At 57.3% G+C, this 20,570-nt stretch carries 14 protein-coding genes and 3 pseudogenes; 7 read left to right on the top strand and 10 right to left on the bottom strand.

Features of this window, described 5'->3' with window-relative positions; genetic code table 11:
- Positions 1-70: 70 nt before the first annotated feature.
- From ACRAUW_RS09690 to cmoM, 8 genes and pseudogenes are all read right to left on the bottom strand, one after another.
- A pseudogene (locus ACRAUW_RS09690) lies at positions 71-415 on the bottom strand (hypothetical protein); the annotation flags it as partial.
- A gap of 49 nt (positions 416-464) precedes the next feature.
- A complete protein-coding gene (def, locus tag ACRAUW_RS09685; protein ID WP_431362111.1) occupies positions 465-968 on the bottom strand; it encodes a peptide deformylase in 504 nt (167 codons plus the stop codon).
- A gap of 43 nt (positions 969-1,011) precedes the next feature.
- A pseudogene (locus ACRAUW_RS09680) lies at positions 1,012-1,449 on the bottom strand (GNAT family N-acetyltransferase); the annotation flags it as partial.
- A 99-nt stretch (positions 1,450-1,548) separates the two neighbouring features.
- On the bottom strand, positions 1,549-1,935 hold the full coding sequence (locus tag ACRAUW_RS09675; protein WP_431362110.1) for a septal ring lytic transglycosylase RlpA family protein: 387 nt from the start codon (positions 1,933-1,935) through the stop codon (positions 1,549-1,551).
- A gap of 259 nt (positions 1,936-2,194) precedes the next feature.
- On the bottom strand, positions 2,195-6,622 hold the full coding sequence (gene mukB, locus ACRAUW_RS09670) for a chromosome partition protein MukB (protein ID WP_431362109.1): 4,428 nt from the start codon (positions 6,620-6,622) through the stop codon (positions 2,195-2,197).
- A 3-nt stretch (positions 6,623-6,625) separates the two neighbouring features.
- A complete protein-coding gene (mukE, locus tag ACRAUW_RS09665; RefSeq protein ID WP_005336835.1) occupies positions 6,626-7,345 on the bottom strand; it encodes a chromosome partition protein MukE in 720 nt (239 codons plus the stop codon).
- A complete protein-coding gene (gene mukF / locus ACRAUW_RS09660) occupies positions 7,326-8,660 on the bottom strand; it encodes a chromosome partition protein MukF (RefSeq protein WP_431362108.1) in 1,335 nt (444 codons plus the stop codon). The genes mukE and mukF overlap by 20 nt, the downstream gene beginning before the upstream one ends.
- A gap of 100 nt (positions 8,661-8,760) precedes the next feature.
- Positions 8,761-9,537, bottom strand: coding sequence for a tRNA uridine 5-oxyacetic acid(34) methyltransferase CmoM (gene cmoM / locus ACRAUW_RS09655; RefSeq protein WP_026034987.1), 777 nt, complete (start codon positions 9,535-9,537; stop codon positions 8,761-8,763).
- A gap of 101 nt (positions 9,538-9,638) precedes the next feature.
- Here cmoM and elyC point away from each other — a divergent pair, with 101 nt between their 5' ends.
- The 3 genes from elyC to pfkA all read left to right on the top strand — a co-directional run bounded on the left by elyC (position 9,639) and on the right by pfkA (position 12,439).
- Positions 9,639-10,424, top strand: coding sequence for an envelope biogenesis factor ElyC (elyC, locus tag ACRAUW_RS09650; RefSeq protein WP_431362107.1), 786 nt, complete (start codon positions 9,639-9,641; stop codon positions 10,422-10,424).
- A 135-nt stretch (positions 10,425-10,559) separates the two neighbouring features.
- Entirely contained in the window at positions 10,560-11,315 is a 756-nt protein-coding gene (gene tpiA / locus ACRAUW_RS09645) for a triose-phosphate isomerase (RefSeq protein ID WP_033135266.1), read from the top strand.
- Between the two features lie 152 nt (positions 11,316-11,467).
- Positions 11,468-12,439, top strand: coding sequence for a 6-phosphofructokinase (pfkA, locus tag ACRAUW_RS09640; RefSeq protein WP_042062659.1), 972 nt, complete (start codon positions 11,468-11,470; stop codon positions 12,437-12,439).
- A gap of 1,616 nt (positions 12,440-14,055) precedes the next feature.
- Here the strand turns inward: pfkA and ACRAUW_RS09635 are convergent.
- On the bottom strand, positions 14,056-15,297 hold the full coding sequence (locus ACRAUW_RS09635) for a dicarboxylate/amino acid:cation symporter (RefSeq protein WP_431362106.1): 1,242 nt from the start codon (positions 15,295-15,297) through the stop codon (positions 14,056-14,058).
- Positions 15,298-15,567: 270 nt separating this feature from the next.
- On the opposite strand from ACRAUW_RS09635, the gene ppnP reads away from it, so the two are divergent.
- From ppnP to ACRAUW_RS09615, 4 genes and pseudogenes are all read left to right on the top strand, one after another.
- A complete protein-coding gene (gene ppnP, locus ACRAUW_RS09630) occupies positions 15,568-15,852 on the top strand; it encodes a pyrimidine/purine nucleoside phosphorylase (protein WP_431362105.1) in 285 nt (94 codons plus the stop codon).
- Between the two features lie 152 nt (positions 15,853-16,004).
- Positions 16,005-17,390 carry an L-serine ammonia-lyase gene (locus ACRAUW_RS09625; RefSeq protein ID WP_431362104.1) on the top strand — a complete coding sequence of 462 codons (1,386 nt, stop codon included), beginning with the start codon at positions 16,005-16,007 and terminating at the stop codon, positions 17,388-17,390.
- Positions 17,391-17,665: 275 nt separating this feature from the next.
- The gene (locus ACRAUW_RS09620) at positions 17,666-19,036 is read left to right on the top strand and encodes an L-serine ammonia-lyase (RefSeq protein ID WP_431362103.1); all 1,371 of its coding nucleotides are present in this window, start codon (positions 17,666-17,668) and stop codon (positions 19,034-19,036) included.
- Between the two features lie 527 nt (positions 19,037-19,563).
- Positions 19,564-19,923 (top strand): annotated as a pseudogene (locus tag ACRAUW_RS09615) (IS3 family transposase); the annotation flags it as partial.
- A 222-nt stretch (positions 19,924-20,145) separates the two neighbouring features.
- On the opposite strand, the gene ACRAUW_RS09610 reads toward ACRAUW_RS09615, so the two are convergent.
- A partial coding sequence (locus ACRAUW_RS09610) for an enoyl-CoA hydratase-related protein (protein WP_431362102.1) occupies positions 20,146-20,570 on the bottom strand: 425 nt, incomplete at its 5' end.

Here is a 20,570-nt window from a genome sequence, read left to right as displayed (position 1 = left end):
AACTCCCTCTTCAGCTCCATGACCGAGCGTTGCACTTATTATCTGAATTCGCGGTGTGCTCTAGCCCTGGCCCAACTTGAGAGCTGGCGATACTTGTTAAAATGGCGTCATCAAATACCTCGTCAAAACGGGTCAGCATCTCCGCCGGGGTTTTGATGGCAGGAATGGGATACTCCTGCTTGAAGGGGTACTTCATCTGGTTGGCAAGGGCCTGATGATCCCGGGCTTCTGCCGCATCGACCAACTGCTGCACAAAGGGGCGATATTCGGCCGGCAGCTGCTCTTCGTCGGCTGATACGGGGAGTGCGACCCACAATGTTCCCAGCAGCAACGCAGCACATAAGCCATAACGCCCCTGCCCTCCTTTGCTATTGCGGCCAAACAGTGCCCTGACATTCCATCTTGCCACTTTCATTCTGCCTGCTCTCCACATAACTAAAACGGCCAGCCACTATCCGCAAACATTAGCTGGCGGACTTCAGAGATTTTTTAACTCGTTTGAGTGCCATCTGCCGCTTGAGCGGTGACAGGTAATCAATGAACAAGTTGCCATCCAGATGATCAATTTCATGCTGCATGACAATGGCCAAAAAATCGCTGCTCTCAATCGTAATCGGATTGCCTTTTCGATCCAGTGCAGATACCACCACCGAGCTGTAACGCTCGACATCCGCATAATAATCCGGCACGGAGAGACAGCCCTCTTGTCCAAGCACCTTTTCAGTACCGCTTATCACTTGTGGATTAATCAAAACCAGCGGCTGATCCCTGCTCTCGGACAAGTCGATAATAACGATCGCCTCTTTACGCCCGACTTGAGCAGCGGCCAAGCCAATCCCGTTTTCCGTCGCATACAGGGTCTCCAGCATGTCATCGATCAGCCCCTGTACGGCAGCGATATCCTCAACCCGCTCGGCCTTGAGCCTCAACCTGGGGTCTGGCATCGTCAAAATATCCAAAATTGCCATCACAACTCTCCATTAACCATTTTTTCAATCCGAGGTCACAACCCAACGGCCGGGACATGGAGACAAACGCCAGATCCTCTTCTACCACTTGGTAGCCAAGGCGTTGATAAAACCGTATCGCCCCATGGTTGCCTGTGAAGCTGGACAAGGTGACCCGGCATTTCCCCTCACGCTCAGCCTCCTGATGAAGCCGTTCCATCACGGCAGCGCCAAGCTGCCGCCCCTGATACTGAGGGAAAATGATCAGCAAATGAACATGCTGGGCATCCTCATATGGCTTGCTACATAACAAACCAATGCGTTCTCCCCCATGCAAAATCCACGAAAACCATTGCGGCAGATAGGCGCTGGTTAGTCGCTCGCGTTGAAATTGGTCATCCCAGCCAAAGAGCGACTCAACATAGGGAAAGATCCCCTGTTTCACGGCAGTAAAGACCTGCTCAAATTCACTTTGCGGCACATCAATCAGCTCAATATCCATCTCTTTTCCTGCACAAACCATATTGAATACGCTGTTAGCGCACAATCACCCTATTACGATTTTTCCAAACGGCAGCAGATTCTGAAGCATCACGAGCGGTCACAGCACCTCAACCTTTACCTTGATAACACCTTCACGAATATTGGCGATGGAGCCGAAGGCGGATTTGGAGAGATCGATAATACGCCCGCTTTTAAAGGCGCCGCGGTCATTGACCTTGACCACTACGCTCTTGCCGTTGGCGAGGTTGGTAACCCGCACCATGGAGCCAAAGGGCAATTCCATATGGGCGGCGCTGTTGAGGTTGTTGCGATAGAGCTCGCCGCTGGCAGTCTTTTTGCCATGATAACGGTCGGCATAATAGCTGGCATAACCGGTTTCGCTATAGCCGCGCCAGCTGCCGCTGTGGCTCTCGTCATAACGGCTGCTACAGGCGGCCAGCAGCAGGCAAAGAGATAACAGCAGCCCTTTCTGGATGTGTTGCACCTTTCACCTCTCCTCTCTTATTCTTTTCGCTCTGCGCAATTTTCACTCTTCGACTCAGCCGGTGACGCTGGCGACACGTTTGCAGGCGGGAGCTCTCGCCTTGCCATCGGTCCAAGGCTCTCGCCATGTTACTCGCCTTGTTGCCAGGCAACAGCGACCGTGCGGCTACTTTGCCATATCTTCCATGCAAAAAGGGAGGCAAATGCCTCCCTTTCACCTATTTACCGGTCATCCCGTGTCGGGATGGGCCAGAGACTGATCAGGCTATCAGCTTGTCATCGGCAAAGCCGAAGCCGCGCAGACCCACCACATGCACGTGCTCGTGCTTGCCCTGCACCTTGCGGATGAGCTTGTAGGTGGTGCCCTTCTCGGGGCTGATGTTCTCGGGCGCGGCGATAAGCAGCTGCATATCCTGCCGCTCGCACAGCTCGAACAGGGTGGCAATGGATTTGCCATCCAGACGGGCCGCTTCGTCGAGGAACAACAGGCGGCAGGGGGCGATATCCTTGCCGCGCAGACGGCGGGACTCCTCCTCCCAGCTGATCAGCACCATCAAGAGGATGGCCTGGCCGGTACCGATCGCCTCACCGGTAGAGAGCGCACCGCTCTCGGCACGCAGCCAGCCATCGGCGCCGCGCTGCACCTCGATCTCCAGCTCCAGATAGTTGCGATAGTCGAGCAGCACGTCGCCCATCACCTGATAGCTGCGATCTCCCTGCTCGATCTGCGGGTTCAGGCGCTGGAACAGCTTGGCCATCGCCTCGGAGAAGCTGAGCTCCTTGTCGGCGAACAGATCGTTGTGCATGGCAGTTTGGTCGGCCAGCGCCGTCAGCAGACGAGTGTGGGCCTCGCGGATATTGACGTTGAGGCGCACCCCGCGCACCAGACCGAAGGCGATGTTCTGCAAGCCCTGGTTGAGCACCCGGATGCGGTTCTGCTCGCGACGGATGATGTTGGTGATCTTGGCCGCCACCTCATGGGAGGAGAGTGACAGATGGGTTTCCCGCTGCTTGAGTTCGTCAGCGAGACGGGCCAGCTCGATCTCCATCTCCTCGATCGCTTCCACCGGATCATCGGAGCGGATGATGTCGTTGCGGATGCGATCCTTGAGGTAACGGTAGACCTGCACATAGAAAGCGACCTTCTGCTCGGTGCTGCGGTTGCCCTCGGAGAGTCGCAGCGCATCGCGCAGGGCCTCGTCGTGGGCCACCGCCACCCGCAGGGCGCCGAGGGCCTTGTCCGACATGGAACGCAACTCGTCGCTGTCAAGGTACGCCAGCTCACGCTTGTTCAGGCGCTTCTCGACGTCGGTCTCCCGCGCCAGACGCACCACCCGCGACCAGCTCGCCTTGTGACCCACCAGAGATTTACGGGCGCTGTAGTAATCCTTGCCTTCGAGCTTGAGACGACCGCCAAGGGATTCGATCTCGCGCTTGGTGACCTGCAACTGGGCCTCGGCGCTGGTGCGACGGGAACGGGTGCGGATCAGCAGCTCTTCGATCTCTTTCTTGTGGGCGCGCGCCTTCTCTTCCATATCGTCAGAGAGGGTCAGGCCCATGGCCGCCAGCTCCTGCTCGAACTCGGTCAGGGTCTGGCGCTTGGCCTCGACGCTGGAGTTGAGGGCGGTGCGCAGCTGCAACGCCTCGGTGTGGCGCTGGGCAATCTGCTTGTGCTGCTCGCCAGCGGTGCGGGCCGCCAGCTCGGCCGCTTTCAGCTTCTCTTTGAGTCGCTCGCTCATCTCGGAGGCCTTGCCCAGCAAGTCTTGTGCATCCTGATAGGCAAAGTGCGGCAGACGGGCCACCAGCTGATCGAGGGCGTAGCAACGGCGTTTCTGCTCGGCCAGCAGGTCGCTCACCTCATCGTAAGCTGCCTGCAGCGCCGCAAGATCCTGTGGATCCTGACGCAACACCTGCACCATGGTTTCCAGTTTTTCCAGTGCCTTGCCGTGTTTGGCGATAAAGGCTTCGGCCTGTTTCAGCGCTTCCACATCGGCGTGAGCCGCCTCGAGGCGGGCCGCCAGATCAGTCTCGGCAAACAGGTGGGCAAAGGGCAGCATCCCCTGCACCAGCTGGATATGGCGAGTCAGCTGGGCGGCGGCCGCTTTGGCATCACTCAGCTGCTTGTCACACTCACCGATGGCTGCTTGCAGTGTGCGCAGTTCGGCCTGCTTGGCCTGCACTTCGGCTTCGGGGTCGGGGCGGAAGGCGATATCCAGATGCTGACCGATAAAGTCGCGGAAGTGACCGTAGAGACGGTGGTACTTCTGCTGCTCGAAGGCTGCCTTGGCGTAGCCCTCGATGAGCCCTTCGCGTTCAAGGTCGAGCTGCTCGATACGCTTTTCCCGGGCTGCGCGACCAAACAGTGGCAGCTCGGGATAGCGGGAGAAGCGCACCTGACGCTTGCTGGTGCGCACCAGCACGGCATCGCCCAGCTCGTCCGCCTCCACCAAGTCCTCGTCAAAGGAGTCTGGGTTGCCCTGAATGAGGTAGATATCTTCCGGGCAATCTTCCAGCTTTTTCAGCCGCTCGATGGCACCCTCAAGGTCGAGCACCACCAGGGCGCTGCGAGCCGGGCCATAGAGCGCCGAGTAGTAAGGGGCATCATCGATGGAGATGTCGTCATAGACGTCGGAGAGCAGCACGCCCCCCACCTGCTCGGCGATACGGGCAAGACGGGGATCCGCCTCGCCAGCCCCCAGCTGCAGGTTGCGAATTTGCAGCTCCAGCGCCTGTTTCTGCGCCGCAATGCGGTTGCTCTCCTGCTCGAACTCGCGCTCCTTGTCGAGCACCGTCTGCATACCGGCCGAAAGCTCTTCGGCGGTGGCGAGCGGCAAACCGCTCTGCTCGCGCAACTGCTCGAGCTTTTCAAAGGATTTGAGCCATCGCGGTGCCAGCTTGGTCAGCTCAGCAATATCGCGACCCAGCTGGGTGCCCTGATGCTCGAGGCTGGCGCGGCGCTGGTTCACCTCGGCCTGCTGCTCGGAGAGCTCCTCCTGACGGGTGCGCTGGGCTTCGAGGAAGATCTCCAGCTCATCGCTGCTGGCAATCAGCTGGCCAGAGGCCTGCTGCAGCTCGTCACGCAGCTTGAAGAGACTCTTCTGGCTTTCGCTCTCTTTCTCGAGGCGAGCCAGCGCGGCGCGCAGCCCCTGCCCCTGGGCAATACGGGCCTTGTCTTCGATATGACGCTTGAGCAGCGCCTGCGCGGTAGGCCAAGCGGCCTCTCGCACTGTTTCCGGGGCGATGCTCAAAAGCAGCGCCAGCGCCGCTTCGTGCTCGGCCACTGCCGCCTTGGCCAGTGCCAGCTGTTGCTCGGCCCCCAGCACCCGGCTGGTGAGGCTCTGCTCGGCGGCGCGGAACTGATGCAGGGTGTCGCTCGCCTGTTCGGCGGTCAGCCCCGGCAGCTCGCACTGCTCGCGGGCAGCCTCCAACGCCTGCACCGCCTGACGGTACTGGATGGCGCGGGTCTGCTGGATATCGAGCGCCTGCTGGTAGTCGGCAAGCTGGGTCTTGAGGCTGTCGACTTCTGCCTGCGCCAGCTCCTTGCGCTCTTCCACTTCCAGCAGCTGGCCATGGATCTCCTCCACCACCGCTTGCTGCTGCTCGAGTTTGTCAGAGAGATCAGCCAGATCGGCGCGGTACATCTCGATCTTCTTCTGCAAGCTGACGGCCGCCATCACCTTGGCCAGATGCTCGGAGGCAGACTCCAGCTCGTCGGTCAGCAATTTTTCGCGGTTGGTGAGCTGCTCCACTTCATCGGCCAGATAGATAGCGCGCTGCTTCTCTTCGGCCAGAATACGGCGCTTGTCAGCCAGCTCCTGGCGCGCCTTGAGGGCCAGCTCGGAGAGACGGCTCTTCTCGGCGACATTGCGCACATAGTCCGCCGCCACATAGTGGGTGGTCTCGGTGATCAGGTTCTTGAACAGATCCCGCTGACCCTGGGTCTCCTTGATCGCTTCCAGCGTGCGGCGGTTTTCATAGATGGCCGCCTCCATGTCTGCAAACGCCTTGCGCACCCCGGAGTTCTCCGGCAGCAGGTATTCGCGCAGGGAACGGCTGATGGACGAGGAGATGCCGCCGTAGAGGGAGGCCTCGATCAGGCGATAGAACTTGCCGCGATCCTTCTGGTCACGCAGCTTCTTAGGGGTGATGCCGAACTCGAACATGAAGTTGTGATAGTCGGTCACCGTATTGAATTTGGCGACTTTCAGCGCCCCAAGATTCGCAGCTGCACGACTCAGATCAGCAAAAGCGCGAACTCTGCCTCTGCCATCATCCAATTTTTCCATGAGCAAGTCTGTTGGCGCTAGATGTTCTGGTACATCCACCACTGCAAACGGGGTGATATTGACCTTGTTATCACGATTTCGAATCTGCTCCAAATGAACACCAACCCAGATCCGCTGCTCGCGGCTGTTCATCACTTCCAGCAGCGAGTAACAGGGGCCAGCCTGCAGCTTGCCGTAAAGCCCCTTGTCACGGGAGGCGCTGCTCGATCCCGCTTCTGTGGTATTGCGGAAGTGAAGCAGTGACTGGTCGGGGATGAGCGCTGCGATAAAAGCCGCCATGGTGGTGGACTTGCCCGCGCCGTTGCCGCCGGAAAGGGTAGTGACCAGCTGGTCAAGATCGAAGGTCCGGGCAAAGAAGCCGTTCCAGTTGACCATGGTCAGGGATTTGAACTTGCCTCGCACCGGTTATACCTCCAGATCCAGTTGTTCTTCATCGAGATCCGCCTCGATGTCATCAAAGAGCGAGTCGCTGCTCGGCATTTCGTCGTCGTGGAAGATGGCTTCACCCTCCTGGATCATCCGCAGCTGGACGGCGCGCGGATCTTCATCGGAGCGCACATCTGCGGCGAAACGGAACACCGATTCGTTGACCCGGAATTTATCGCCATTGCCAAGGGCGGTGATCATGCCAAGGCGGCGCAGACGGCGCATGGAGGTACGGATTTTTTCGAGCAGCTTCTTCTTGTCGAGATCGGTACCGCCGGAGCGGCTGTTGACCATCCGCAGCAGCTGCTTCTCGTCGGCGAGGCTCAGCACCTCCTCCTGCAGCTCGGCCATGGCGAATACCCCTTCCGAAGCCAGACGATCCGGGCTCAGGTAGAGGTAGCAGAGCACCTTGCCCACCAGCATATCGAGCTCGGAGAGCACAGTGGTGCCGATGTCAGAGCTCGGGCGCGGACGCAGATAGAAGAAGCCTTCCGGCGCCTTGATCAGCTCCACCTGATAGCGGCCGTAGAAGATCTCCAGCTCGCTGTGATATTCGACCAGCGCCGAATGCTGCTCGAACTCGTCGGCACTGATGTGGCGACCGGAGCGCAAGGCGGTGTCAATGCGCGGAAACAAGGGGTTGGCAATCGCCTCTGCAAGGCGCAGCGGCAAGGGAAACTCAGAATTGATCAATGACATAGGCCTGAACCTTGGATCCAGCTTGGTTAATGGGTTTCCATGCGGGTTGGCGATGCAGTTCGCGCTCGCCGCTGGCATGGCCCAGGCGCACGGCCTGGTCGATCAGAAGACGCGCCACATCGAAGTGGGCATGGGCCGGGTAGTCCAGCAGGTATTCCCGCAGTACATCGGCCAGATCCAGCTGCTGGCCCTGCTCGGGGTAGCGGGCCAGATAGCGCTCGATGCGCTCGGCCAGCTCCTGGTTGATGTCCACCATCTCGACGTACTCCATCTCGAGGGGCACCTCACCGGTCACCTCCTCGTCGTGGATGGCGATGGTTTCGTCGCGCAGCTCCAGCAGACGGGGCTCTTCGGCCACCCGCAGCTGCCAGTTGTGCTGCTCGAAATTGCGGATGGACTCGCGCAGCCGCTGGCTGAAGGCGCGGTTCTTGTCCATGTCGATGGCGTTGCGGATAAATTTGTGGACGTGCCTGTCATAGCGGGACCAGAGCTCGATGCACTGCTGACCCCAGCTGGTGATGACGTCAAGGCGCCCCTGCAAGGCATGGGTGAGCTCCTCGACGTGGAACAGATCGTCGCGCCCCTGCGCCGCTTCCTGAATATTGAGCAGACCCGCCTGCAGGCGGTGGCCAGCAGCGTCCAGGGTATCCTGCAGCTCGCGCAGGGTCTGGCCGGTCTCGTGCAGCAGCTTTTCGCAGCTGTGAATGGCATCGACCCAGTTCTGGGTCAGCAGGGCCGCGATTTCGCTTTTGACCTGATTCTGCTGCTCATCCATGGCGCGCTGGGTGAGATCGATGCGCCCCAGCGTCTCTTCCAGCGAGAAGGTGAGGCGCGGCAGCACCTCGGCATCCCACTGCTCACGGGTGTTGGTCTCAAGCGCCGCCTTGCGGGCGGTGTCGAGCTCGGCCGCCAGGTGCTCGAGCAGAATGGAGAGCTTGATGGAGTCAACCTGACGCTGATCCATAAAGAAGTCGACGATGCTCACACCCAGGCGCGACAGGCGGTAGAGGCTCTCCCCCGCCACCATATCGGTGTTGAAGCGCGACAGCAGCTGCTGGCGAATAAGATCGTTGATGGCGTTGTTGGCACGACCGGTGAGGGTCTCGTCCATCTGGCCAAAAGCATTGCTGACATAGCCGAAGGCATCGTGCAGCGCCGCTTCCGACAGGTCTGACTCATCTTCGGACAGGGTCTTGATTGCAATCAGAAAGGCCAGCCGGTCGGTCGGCAGGCTCAGCGCCAACCCCTCCTGCCTGACCCACCCTACTAGCTCCGGCAAAGAACGCTCTGGCAGGGTACGGGATGTACTCATCATGATGTTGTCATCTCGTTGTTGTATAGGGCGCAAAATCGTGCGCGCGGCTACATCCGGTAGCATCGAAAACATGGTTCACATCGACGTGAAAAACGATCAATCAGCTGGCCGGCTTCTGGGCCATCACATGGATATAGCGACCGAGGGAGACAAAAGGCTCCTGACGGCAATATTGCTGCTCCATGGCCAGCAGCTCGTCGAACTTCTCCACCTGATCCTGCTTGTGACGCATATAGTCGTGGATCACCCGCACCCCGGTCTTGCCGATGATGCGCAGCCCCCCGCGACCAATCCAGTCATAGACCTGCTCCGGCAATTGGGGATTGGTGGGCGTAAGCGCTGTCTGGCGCTTCTTGCGAAGGCCAAGGCGCACATAGTCAAAATTGCCCACCACCAGGCTCTGGAACAGCAAACCATGACGGTTGTAGAAAAGCAGCGACAGTATGCCCCCGGCATTGACGAAAGGGAACAGACCCAGCAAGGTCTGGCGCGGCTCGGCGAGCCACTCCAGCACCGCATGGCAGAGCACCAGATCAAAGGTACCGGTCACGTGTTGCTTCAGATCCTGAATGGGGCAATGGATGAGACGAATTTTGTCTTCCAGCCCCTTCTCGGCGATCTGGCTGCGGGCCAGTTCCAGCATTTCTGCTGACAGATCGCACAGCTCCACCTGATGACCCATGGCCGCCAGCTTCTGGGCGAAATAGCCAAAACCTCCCCCCGCATCGAGGATGCGCAGCGGTCGGTTGCCAAGGCGGGCCAGGCAGGCTTCGATGTCGCTCCAGACAATGGTGGTGCGGATGCGCCCCTTGGTGGAGTCGTAAATGTTGCGAGCGAACTTGTCGGCGCGCCCGTCAAAACTCTGATCGTGCTTCAAGGAGAAACTCAACATTAGCGCCACAGGGTTGTGGTCATCCCAAAAAAGAGAGGTATTCTGTCACATCCCGTATTTGCTGAAAACTCAAGGACTATAGTGCCGTGTTTGCGCTCAACTTTTTTGCCATCAAGAAATGGCTGGGTCAGCTGTTGATGCCGCTCCCCTTCTCCCTCTCCCTGCTACTTGTCGCCCTGCTGCTACTCTGGTTCACCCGTTTTCAGAAAACCGGCAAGCTGCTGGCCACCCTCTCGCTGCTCATTGTGGCGCTGATGGGGATGCGGCCGGTGAGCTATGAACTGGCCCGCGGGCTGGAGCAGACCTACCCGCCGTTCGAGGTGAGCCAGCATCCCAACATCGACGCCATCGTGGTGCTCGGCAATGGTCATGTCAGCGATCCGGCGGTGCCGATGCGCAGTTGGCAGAACAATATCTCGCTGGCACGGACTCTAGAGGGGGTTCGCCTTGCCCTAGCCTATCCCGACGCCGAGCTGATCTTTTCGGGCTATGTGTCTGGGGATACCCTCTCCAATGCCGAGGTCAATGCCCGGATGGCCGAGAGCCTTGGTATTCCCCGCGCGCGGATGACGTTGTTTGAAAACAACAAAGACACTCATGATGAGGCGGTCAGTATCAGCCGCCACCTCAAGGGAAAAGAGGTGGCACTGGTCAGTTCTGCCACCCATTTGCCCCGGGCCATGGCCCTCTATCAGGGTCAGGGACTCAATGCCGTGCCGGCCCCCACCGACTACACCGCCAAGCAGAGCCAGGTGCCTCAGCCCCTCTACAGTTATTTACCCAAAGGGCGTTATTTGATGTATTCCGAAGCTGCCATCCACGAATGGATTGGGGTATGGTGGGCCCGCTTGCGGGGGCAGGTTAACGAATGAGCAATCAAGCGATTCATTCCTGATTTGGATCAGGAAAGCGAAAAAAAATTACGTCATTTGCCGCCGGGTCAGCTATCTTGGGCTCGGTTCAATTCATATAATGTCGCGCAATCAAATGCCTAGGAGATATACAAGATGAGACAGCACCTGGTAATGGGTAACTGGAAACTGAACGGCACCAAAGCTTCTGTTGAAGCTCTGATCAAAGGACTGACCCCGGCTGCTGCCGCTCATCCTTCTGTACAAGTCGCCGTCTGCCCGCCGGTTATCTTTTTGGGTCTGGTTGAGCAACTGACCGCTGGCAGCAAGATTGCCTACGGTGCCCAGAACGCTGACGTACACGAGTCTGGTGCCTTCACCGGTGAAAACGCCCCCTCCATGCTGAAAGCCTTTGGTTGCACCTACTCTCTGGTCGGCCACAGCGAGCGTCGTACCCTGCACGCAGAGAGTGACGACGTGGTTGCTGCCAAGTACGAAGCAATCCAGAAAGGCGGTCTGGTGCCGGTTCTGTGCATCGGTGAAACTCTGGAGCAGTTCGAAGCCGGCGTGACCAAGAACGTGGTTGAGACTCAGCTGAAAGCCGTTATCGACCGTTGCGGCATCGCCTCCTTCAACAACGCCGTTGTTGCTTACGAGCCGGTATGGGCCATCGGTACTGGCAAGACTGCCACTCCGGAGATTGCTCAGTCCGTTCACGCTCACATCCGTCAGTACCTGGCCGGTTTTGATGGCGCCGTTGCTGCCAAAGTACAGATCCTGTACGGCGGTTCCGTCACTGGCGCCACTGCCGCCGATCTGTTCGGTCAGCCGGACATCGACGGTGGCCTGGTCGGTGGTGCGTCCCTGAAAGTGGACGACTTCTCCCAGATCATCGCTGGCGCTGCCAAGTAATTTCGCATTACTGGCAAAGAGAGGGGCGTGTCCCCTCTCTTGTATCGCTTTTCCTATGGCGGCCCCCGCATCCCATACGAAAGCCGATATAGTAAAAGTGGCTTGTCTATTTCCAAACATTCGTATTTGACAACTCAGATCCAGAGGCACTCATGACCAAACAAATCAAACGTATTGGTGTTTTGACCAGTGGTGGCGACGCACCCGGTATGAACGCAGCCATTCGCGCCGTGGTTCGCGCCGGTTTGCATCATGGCCTGGAAGTTTACGGTATTTATGATGGCTACCTCGGCCTGCATCAGGATCGCATCGTCAAGCTGGAGCGTCACAGCGTCTCCGACGTGGTGAACCGTGGTGGTACTTTCCTGGGGTCTGCCCGTTTCCCAGCCTTCAAAGACCCCGCAGTACGCGCCGAAGCGATCGAAAACCTGAAAAAGCACAGCATCGACGCCCTGGTGGTGATCGGTGGTGACGGCTCCTACATGGGTGCCAAGAAGCTGACCGAAGAGGGTTTCCCCTGCATCGGCCTGCCGGGCACCATCGACAACGACATCGCCGGTACCGACTTCACCATCGGTTTTGATACCGCCCTGAACGTGGTCGTTGACGCCATCGACCGTCTGCGCGACACCTGCAGCTCCCACCACCGTATCTCCGTGGTCGAGATCATGGGTCGCCACTGTGGCGATCTGGCCATGTCTGCCGCCGTTGCTGGCGGTGCCGAGTACGTGATCGTGCCGGAAGTGGCTTTTGACAAAGAGAAGCTGCTGCAACAGATCAAAGAAGGTGAAGTAAAAGGCAAGAAGCACGCCATCATCACCATCTGCGAGCACGTCACCGATGTGAACGCCCTGGCGAAAGACATCGAAGCCCTGACCGGCCGTGAAACCCGCGCCACTATCCTGGGCCACATCCAGCGTGGCGGCGCCCCGACTGCTCGTGACCGCATCATGTCCAGCCGTATGGGTGCTTACGCCGTTGAGCAGCTGCTGGCTGGTCACGGTGGTCGCTGCGTCGGTATCCAGCGCAACGAGCTGGTACACCACGACATTATCGACTGCATCGAAAACATGAAGCGTCCGTTCGATCAGGAGCTGTACAACCTCTCCACCACCCTGTTCTAAGCCTCGCGGCTTTTTACCGGCTGTTGATGACAAAAACCCTCCATCGGAGGGTTTTTTAATATCTTACAAAAACTGGTGGATCCTTACGCTGTGTGCCCCTCACCATACGGGTTGCCTGATTACCAACCCTTGCGCCATCTGGTTGATCACTAGCCTTCCCCTCCTCACACCAATCGGCATCAGCCTACGAACAGAGTTCCGGTATTGTCGTGGATGTTTTATCACTGCGAACAGGCTTGCGTTGACCTGTGCTCTGTCGCCCCTGAAACGAGCTTGTTCAGCCTCCTCGTCATACGCCGCTTTTTATATCTCAATCTTGTAGAAGGGATTCAGATATCTTACCCAACCATGCTCCGGCGCTGCTCTCGTATTGCACTCACATGACTCACGCAGATGCATCGCCCACGCAGATCGCTGCTCGCGCCCAGCCCAGCTGAGCTCAGCCAGAGAATACGCCTCTGGCCTATTGCGCACCTCACTCTTGCTGCGGCCATGTCTAATCCGAGGCCGACGGGAAAATTGGCGGTGATAAAACAGCCAGCTGCTACTCTGTATCCCCCCGATGTACGGCTATCCTCCCTATGAACCCAGTGTATTACTGTAAAAATGCGGAGACTCCGGACTGATAAAGTGATGTTGCGACAAGGGTTGGCAACCAGACTCTCTCCATAGACTTCTTTTGGATGGGCTATCTACGTCAGGAATCGTCAAATCATTGCCTTGCACAATTTTCATGGCCTCAATGACACCATTACGAGGGTGAAAACTTATTAAATGCCATTTGAACCCCATACAGAACCCACCACCAAGCCAACCAGCAACTAAACAACCAATTGAATTTAAATGAAATAATCACAAAAACAGAATATTGAATGACTGACATACCAGAGCAGGTGATAAAATCAGCTCAATATGACAAAAATGGCCATCTCAACTAACCAAGTAAACAAAGAAGCTATTTTATCAATTTATACCTTGTTTTACCCCCTTGTTATGGTATCTTGACTACATCAACCAACAACTTAGGGAGAGAAAAATGAAAGAGTTTGTCGTTACTGCCGTTTTCACGGTGTTTTTCACCCTGGTTGCTGTCTCTCTGCCCTCACTGTCACAGTTCTGAGCCGGATAGAGAGGCATCAATCCGGACCGACCCTCTTTGTCATGTCTGTTTAATCGCCACCGACTGGCGCTTTTCAGCAATATTGCCGAGATGGTCAACATAGATATGATTTCATCACGTTGACGCTGTTTCTTTCGCCACAGGGGTGTAACCAGGATGGTTGAACCACACTCTGTTTGGCCTGATGGAGTAGAACCAGCAGCAGATCATATCCGGGGGGAGCCAAGCTCCCCTTTTTGTTACCCGCCGTTTGACAATTCCCGACCCCCAGCATCTACAACAGGCTGTCATCCGTCACAAGGCCCATGCCTACGACAGTTGTTTTCCCCTCCTTTACTCTCCATTCAACACAGCTACATCCGTCAGCAATCTCTTGTGCACACCTTTGCTCTGATACTTGTCCGGCAGATATAAAAAAGCCCCCGCCATCATGGCAGGGGCTCGCGTTACGCAGTGTCAGCTTAAGGCTGTCATATCTCAGCCCAGTTCAAAGCAGTTATGCCTTGTTCCAACGCTCTGGGTCATATTCCGGGCTGAAGCGGTCAACAATGACAGCACAGGCCGCATCGCCGGTGATATTGAGGGAGGTGCGGATCATGTCAAACAGACGGTCCAACGCAAACAACAGCGGCAGTCCTTCGATGGGGATCCCGGCCGCCAGCAGCACGGCAACCACCAGGAAGCTTGGGCCCGGCACACCGGCCTGACCGATCGCCCCCAGAGTGGAGGTCACAATGATGGCCGCCCAAGCACCGACGCTCAGATCGATGTTGTAAACCTGCGCGAAGAAGATAGCGACCAGGCCGTAATAGATGGCGTTGCCGCTCATATTGATGGTGGCCCCCAGCGGCAGCACGAAGGAGGCTGTCGCGTTGGTCACTTTCAAATCATGCTCGCAGGTCTCCATATTGACCGGCAGGGTCGCCATGGAAGAGGCGGTGGAGAAGGCCACGATCTGCGGCTTCTTCATGGCAGAGAGGTACTTCATCACCGGCGTGTTGGAGAACATCATCACCAGCAGCGGATAGACCACAAAACCGAAGATGAGGATGGCTGCCACATAAACCACGAACAGCTTGAGCACCAGGGTCAGCACATCGAAACCATAGGTACCGATGGCTTCAGCCATCAGACCGAATACCCCAAACGGTGCGATGACCATCACCTTGTTGATCATCCAGACGAAGGCATCTACCAGTGTATTGAGCCCATCGACCAGCGGCTTGGCACGTTCGTGCGGCTGTTTGGCCAGCGCAATGCCGAGGAACATGCAGAACACCAGGATCTGCAGAATGTTTGCCTCGTTGAGGGCCTGGAACACGTTGGTAGGGATCATGCCAAGCACGGTGGCAACTGCATCCGGCAGCGCCCCTTTATCGGCGTAGTCGCCACTAAACATGGCGGAGGCTGAACCGAAATCGATCCCGACACCCGGTTTGAAGATCTGCCCCATAACCAGCGCCAGCAGCACGGCCAGAGCTGACGTACCGAGGAAGAAGGCCAGCGTTGCTGCACCGATCTTGCCCGCAGCGGGACTGGCACCCAGATTGGCTGCGCCGGAGAGGATGGCAACCGCCACCAGCGGGATCACCAGCATCTTGATCAGCTGGATAAACAAGGTACCGAGCGGAGCAAACACGGTGGCTGCTTCCCCCATGAACGCCCCGACCACGGCGCCTAGTACCATGGCTACCACAACCTGAAAGCCAATGTTTTTAAGGAGTCCTTTAGTTAACACAATACTTTCCTTTATGTAGCAAAACTCACACTTTTCAGTGCAATTAACCAAACAGGGGAATGAGCGGCTGCTCATTCCCCTGTTATGCGCGTGTTATCTCACATTTAACTGCTGTTTTAAATCAGCAAATCAGCAACTCTGGCTATTAATGTTTTTGTGAAAATACAAGAATTCAAAAAGAGCTATGTAGTTTTTGGCTCATTCCCCCATGACAATGGACAAAAGATTGTGCTAGTTTGGCTGCACAAACGTACACACAGGGATGTAAAGATGCTGAAAGTTAACGAGTATTTCGACGGAAATGTAAAATCTATCGGTTTCGAACAAAAAGGCGAGAAATCAACCATCGGTGTGATGAACACCGGTGACTACCTGTTCAACACAGCCGCCCCCGAGCGGATGACGGTGATCAAGGGGGCTCTCACCATCCAGCTGGCTGATGAAGATGAGTGGCACACCTACAGCCAGGGTGAATCCTTCTTGGTGGCGGGTCACTCCTCCTTCAAACTGGAGGTAAATAGCCCCACTGCTTACCTGTGTGAATTTCTCGACTGATCCGGTTGGTTGAAGGGGGGCAGCCCCTTCAACCTTCTTGGCCCCCCCAATCCTATTATCTGTGCTCATGTCACAGCACCGCACATCCCCGCTTTCCATCCACGGCAAAAATCCTAGAATAAACAGACATAAACCATCACCGGATTGATGTCATGATCAGCGTGTTTGACCTGTTTTCCATCGGAATTGGCCCCTCCTCCTCACATACTGTCGGCCCCATGCGTGCCTCCTATGCCTTCGTCCAGCAGCTCAAGCTGCAAGGGCATTTGCCACAGGTCACGCGGGTCGAAGTGGAATGTTACGGCTCGCTGGGCCAGACCGGCAAAGGGCACGGTACCGGCAAGGCGATCATTCTGGGACTATCGGGCTTTGAACCCGAATCGGTCGATATTGATGGGATCCCCGCCATTCTGGCTCGAGTGGATAAGGAACAGATCCTGCAGCTGGCTGGCGAGCAACCAAGCCACTTTCCCCGCAGCGGCGCCATCATCTTCAATCGCCGCAAGACCCTGCCGGCCCACACCAATGGCATGACCCTGCGCGCTTTTACCACCGACAATACACTGCTGTTTAGCCAGACCTACTACTCCATCGGCGGCGGCTTCATCATCGAAGAGAGTCACTTTGACACCGCCAAGGAGGAAGCCGTGAAATCGGATGCCGAACACCCAGTCCCCTACCCGTTCGACAGCGGCGCCCAGCTGTTGGCCCACTGTCAGGAGAGCGGTCTCTCCATCTCGGGACTGATCCTCGCCAACGAACGGGTATTTCGCAGCGATGAGCAGATAAAAGCGGGGCTGCGCAAGATCTGGCAGGCGATGCAGGGCTGCGTCGAGCGAGGCTGCAAAAGCGAAGGGGTGCTGCCGGGCGGCCTCAAGGTTCGGCGCCGCGCCCCGGGGCTGTTCCGCCAGTTAAGCTGCGAGACCAACTTCAACAAGGATCCGCTGATGGTGATGGAGTGGGTCGATCTCTTTGCGCTGGCGGTCAACGAAGAGAACGCTGCCGGTGGCCGGGTGGTCACCGCCCCCACCAATGGCGCTGCGGGCATCATCCCCGCCGTGCTGCACTACTATGATCGCTTCGTTCACAAGGTGGATAACGAAACCCTGGTGCGCTACTTCCTCACCGCGGCTGCCATCGGCATCTTATATAAGAAAAACGCCTCCCTCTCCGGGGCAGAAGTGGGCTGTCAGGGGGAAGTAGGGGTCGCCTGCTCCATGGCGGCCGGCGCGCTGACCGAACTCCTGGGTGGCAGCCCGGCCATGGTGGAAAACGCCGCCGAAATAGGCATGGAGCACAATCTCGGCCTCACCTGCGATCCCATCGGCGGACTGGTGCAGGTGCCCTGCATCGAGCGCAACGCCATGGGGGCGGTCAAGGCGATCAATGCCGCCCGCCTCGCCCTGCGCGGCACCGGCGAGCACAAGGTGTCACTGGACAAGGTGATCAAGACCATGTGGGAGACCGGCAACGACATGAAGACCAAATACAAGGAGACGGCCCGTGGCGGCCTCGCCGTTAACATTACCGAATGTTAAAAAACGGCAAATGACTCCATTTGGTTCCTAAATGCCCGGCATCGCCGGGTATTTTTATGGGCAAACGCTTAACAAAATGGATAAGCACAAAAATAAATTTTATACTCGCGCCTCAGATTCAACAAAAATAGATCTGTTTCAACTTTTTTTAGGTCTGGAGCCGTTACACTACGGTTATCTGGTTCTGTGACCTGCGCTGACAAGCGCGTCCCATGGATCTCCCAAATTTCTGTGAGTGGGCATGCCGCCCCCTTCTACCCTGAGGTAATAGTGACATGATCAGCGTTTTTGATATCTTCAAAATCGGTGTAGGCCCCTCTTCTTCCCACACTGTTGGCCCGATGAAAGCGGCCAAACAGTTTGTTGACGAGCTGCGCGCGGGCGGCAAGATCCGCGATATCACCCGGATCAATGTCGATGTTTACGGCTCCCTCTCCTGGACTGGCAAAGGCCACCATACCGACACAGCCATCATCATGGGCCTGGCTGGCAACCTGCCGGAAAATGTCGATATCGATGCGATCCCCGAGTTTATCTCCCGTGTTGAACAGACCGAGCGCCTGCCGATCGGCCTGCACTGCCACACCGTCAGCTTCCCGCGCGACGCCATGGTATTCCACGATGAAGCCCTGCCGCTGCACGAAAACGGCATGAAGCTGACTGCCCTCATTGAAGATGAAGTGGTCTACAGCAAGACCTACTACTCCATCGGTGGTGGCTTCATCGTTGACGAGGAGAACTTCGGCAAGGCTGACAGCGGCGACATGTCCGTACGCTATCCATTCAAGAGCGCAGCCGAGCTGGTTGCCCATTGCAGCCAGACCGGTCTCTCCATCTCCGCCCTGATGATGGAAAACGAGAAGTGCTTCAACACTCCGGAAGAGATCTACAAGAAGTTCGGCAAGATCTGGAACACCATGCGCGAAGGTATCGAGCGCGGCTGCCGTACCGAGGGCGTCCTCTCCGGTCCGCTGCGCGTCCCCCGTCGTGCCGCACCACTCTATCGCCAGCTCAACACCAGCGAAAACCTCTCGAGTGACCCGATGAACATCGTTGACTGGGTCAATATGTTCGCCCTGGCCGTGAGTGAAGAGAACGCCGCCGGTGGCCGCGTGGTCACCGCACCGACCAACGGCGCTGCCGGTATCATCCCGGCCGTACTGGCCTACTACGACAAGTTCATCCAGCCGGTTGGCCGCGACGAGTACACCCGTTTCTATCTGGCTGCCGGCGCCGTTGGCATCCTCTACAAGATGAATGCCTCCATCTCCGGCGCCGAAGTGGGCTGCCAGGGTGAAGTGGGTGTCTCCTGCTCTATGGCCGCTGCCGGTCTGACCGAACTGATGGGCGGTAGCCCCGAGCATGTCTGTGAAGCTGCCGAAATCGGTATGGAACACAATCTGGGTCTGACCTGTGATCCGGTTGCCGGTCAGGTGCAGGTGCCCTGTATCGAGCGTAACGCCATCGCAGCCATGAAGGCGGTCAACGCCTCCCGTATGGCACTGCGTCGTACCTCCAAGCCGCGCGTCTCCCTGGACAAGGTGATCGAGACCATGTACATCACCGGCAAGGACATGGACTCCAAATACCGGGAAACCTCCCGTGGCGGTCTGGCGATCAAGGTGATGCAGGTCGCTTGCGAATAAATAGCGATTGCCCCTTCATCGGAAAAAGGCGGGATATCCCCTAATAGCGATCAGTTAAGGCTCCATTGATCGATCCTTCCTATATGCGAAAATCCGAAACCTGTTGATTGGTTTCGGATTTTTTATGCGTATTACCCAAGATCTCGACTTCCTCCACACCTGCAATGCCGCTCAGCTTGAATCGCGCACACTAACAACGCACATAACTACACAGACCGACCTGAACCGCCACAGTTCAACACTTTTCGCTCAATAAACCACCACCAGCATGGCTCGCCCTTCGCTCTGCCTGCGCGATGTTTACCATTCTGGCCATGTGGTGCATGGCGCCGCCCACCCAGACGCTAGCCGCCGTCATCTGATACCTCATATCGAGCAACATGCGCACAACCGCACACGCTGCAACCTTTTTCTTCCACTTATGCAATATTTTTTAATAGACTGATTTATAAAAATTTATGGCTATAACGCTGATGAGGGCGGTACACAATCGGGACGTGGTGAAATTTGAGGATCTCGATGAATAGCCTGCCGAGGCCAAATTCGCTGTCGTGCTGGAAACCGCTGCTCTTTTTGAGATTGAACTCAGTGAGTACTGCCGCCGTAAGGGCTCTACCCCAAGCAGATCCAGCAATGGCGCCAAGCCTGTATTCTGGGCCAACAATCCGCTCGTACCTTACAACAGGCCGAGAAGGCACTGTCCAAGGTGGACAAGAAGCGCATCCGGCAACTGGAGCAAGAGTTGCGTCGTAAAGCCAAAGCCTTGACCGAGGCGGCAGCTCTGCTGATTTTGCAAAAAACCGCGATGCCTCCTGGAGCAGCGTCGACGAGGCCAATTGATCTCGTCGCCAGAGCGGCAACAATACGTTGCATGGTGGTGCGAGGCACCTGCAAGCCGCTGGATCTCTCCATGTTCACAAGCCCCCCAAGTACGAACAGGCTGACGCCCTGAACGCCAGGTTTTTCAGCTTCCAGGCCAGCCATGGCGAGCCTGGCTCCTAACCCAGCTTGAAAATAAAGAAATGAAGCCTGAACAGTTTGCTCAGAGGCTGGGGGCCTAATGACCTTGGTACCAAGGCCGATGCTATTTCATTTTTCATCCCTGCCTGTCAGAGCGGATTGCGGCGCGGCCCGAAGGGCAGTCGCCAACGAAACAGGCTGTTAAGGGTGGCCCGCCACTGATTGGGTCGCCCCAGGATCTGCTTTTGCAGCCGAGTCTCCTCTTTGAGCATCGCCTCATCGCTGCGGGCCCAGGCCTGGCTGTAGAGCTGCTTGATCCCCGCCAGTGCATCGGGTGACTTGGTGATCAGGGTGCGGGCAAACTCGCGCGCCTCCACTAGCGGGTCGGCGCAGACCCGGCTCACCATCCCGAGAGATTTGGCCTCGACGGCATCCAGCTCACGCCCGCTCATGGCCAGCTCCATGGCGGTATCCAGCCCCATCAGGTTGCGCATGGTGACGCTGCCACTCATATCGGGGATGATCCCCCACTTGATCTCCATCACCGAGAAGCGGCAATCGGGGGTGCTGAAGC

Origin of the sequence: Aeromonas sp. (genome assembly GCF_050633025.1) — a bacterium.
GTDB lineage: Bacteria > Pseudomonadota > Gammaproteobacteria > Enterobacterales > Aeromonadaceae > Aeromonas.
The sequence above is the reverse complement of the archived record's forward strand: the minus strand, read 5'-3'. Positions and strand labels throughout refer to the sequence as shown.

Coding starts and splice junctions, on each gene's coding strand:
- def (WP_431362111.1), bottom strand. CDS start 968: ATGGCAATTTTGGATATTTTGACGATGCCAGACCCCAGGTTGAGGCTC.
- mukE (WP_005336835.1), bottom strand. CDS start 7,345: ATGTCATTGATCAATTCTGAGTTTCCCTTGCCGCTGCGCCTTGCAGAG.
- mukF (WP_431362108.1), bottom strand. CDS start 8,660: ATGATGAGTACATCCCGTACCCTGCCAGAGCGTTCTTTGCCGGAGCTA.
- tpiA (WP_033135266.1), top strand. CDS start 10,560: ATGAGACAGCACCTGGTAATGGGTAACTGGAAACTGAACGGCACCAAA.
- pfkA (WP_042062659.1), top strand. CDS start 11,468: ATGACCAAACAAATCAAACGTATTGGTGTTTTGACCAGTGGTGGCGAC.
- ppnP (WP_431362105.1), top strand. CDS start 15,568: ATGCTGAAAGTTAACGAGTATTTCGACGGAAATGTAAAATCTATCGGT.
- ACRAUW_RS09625 (WP_431362104.1), top strand. CDS start 16,005: ATGATCAGCGTGTTTGACCTGTTTTCCATCGGAATTGGCCCCTCCTCC.
- ACRAUW_RS09620 (WP_431362103.1), top strand. CDS start 17,666: ATGATCAGCGTTTTTGATATCTTCAAAATCGGTGTAGGCCCCTCTTCT.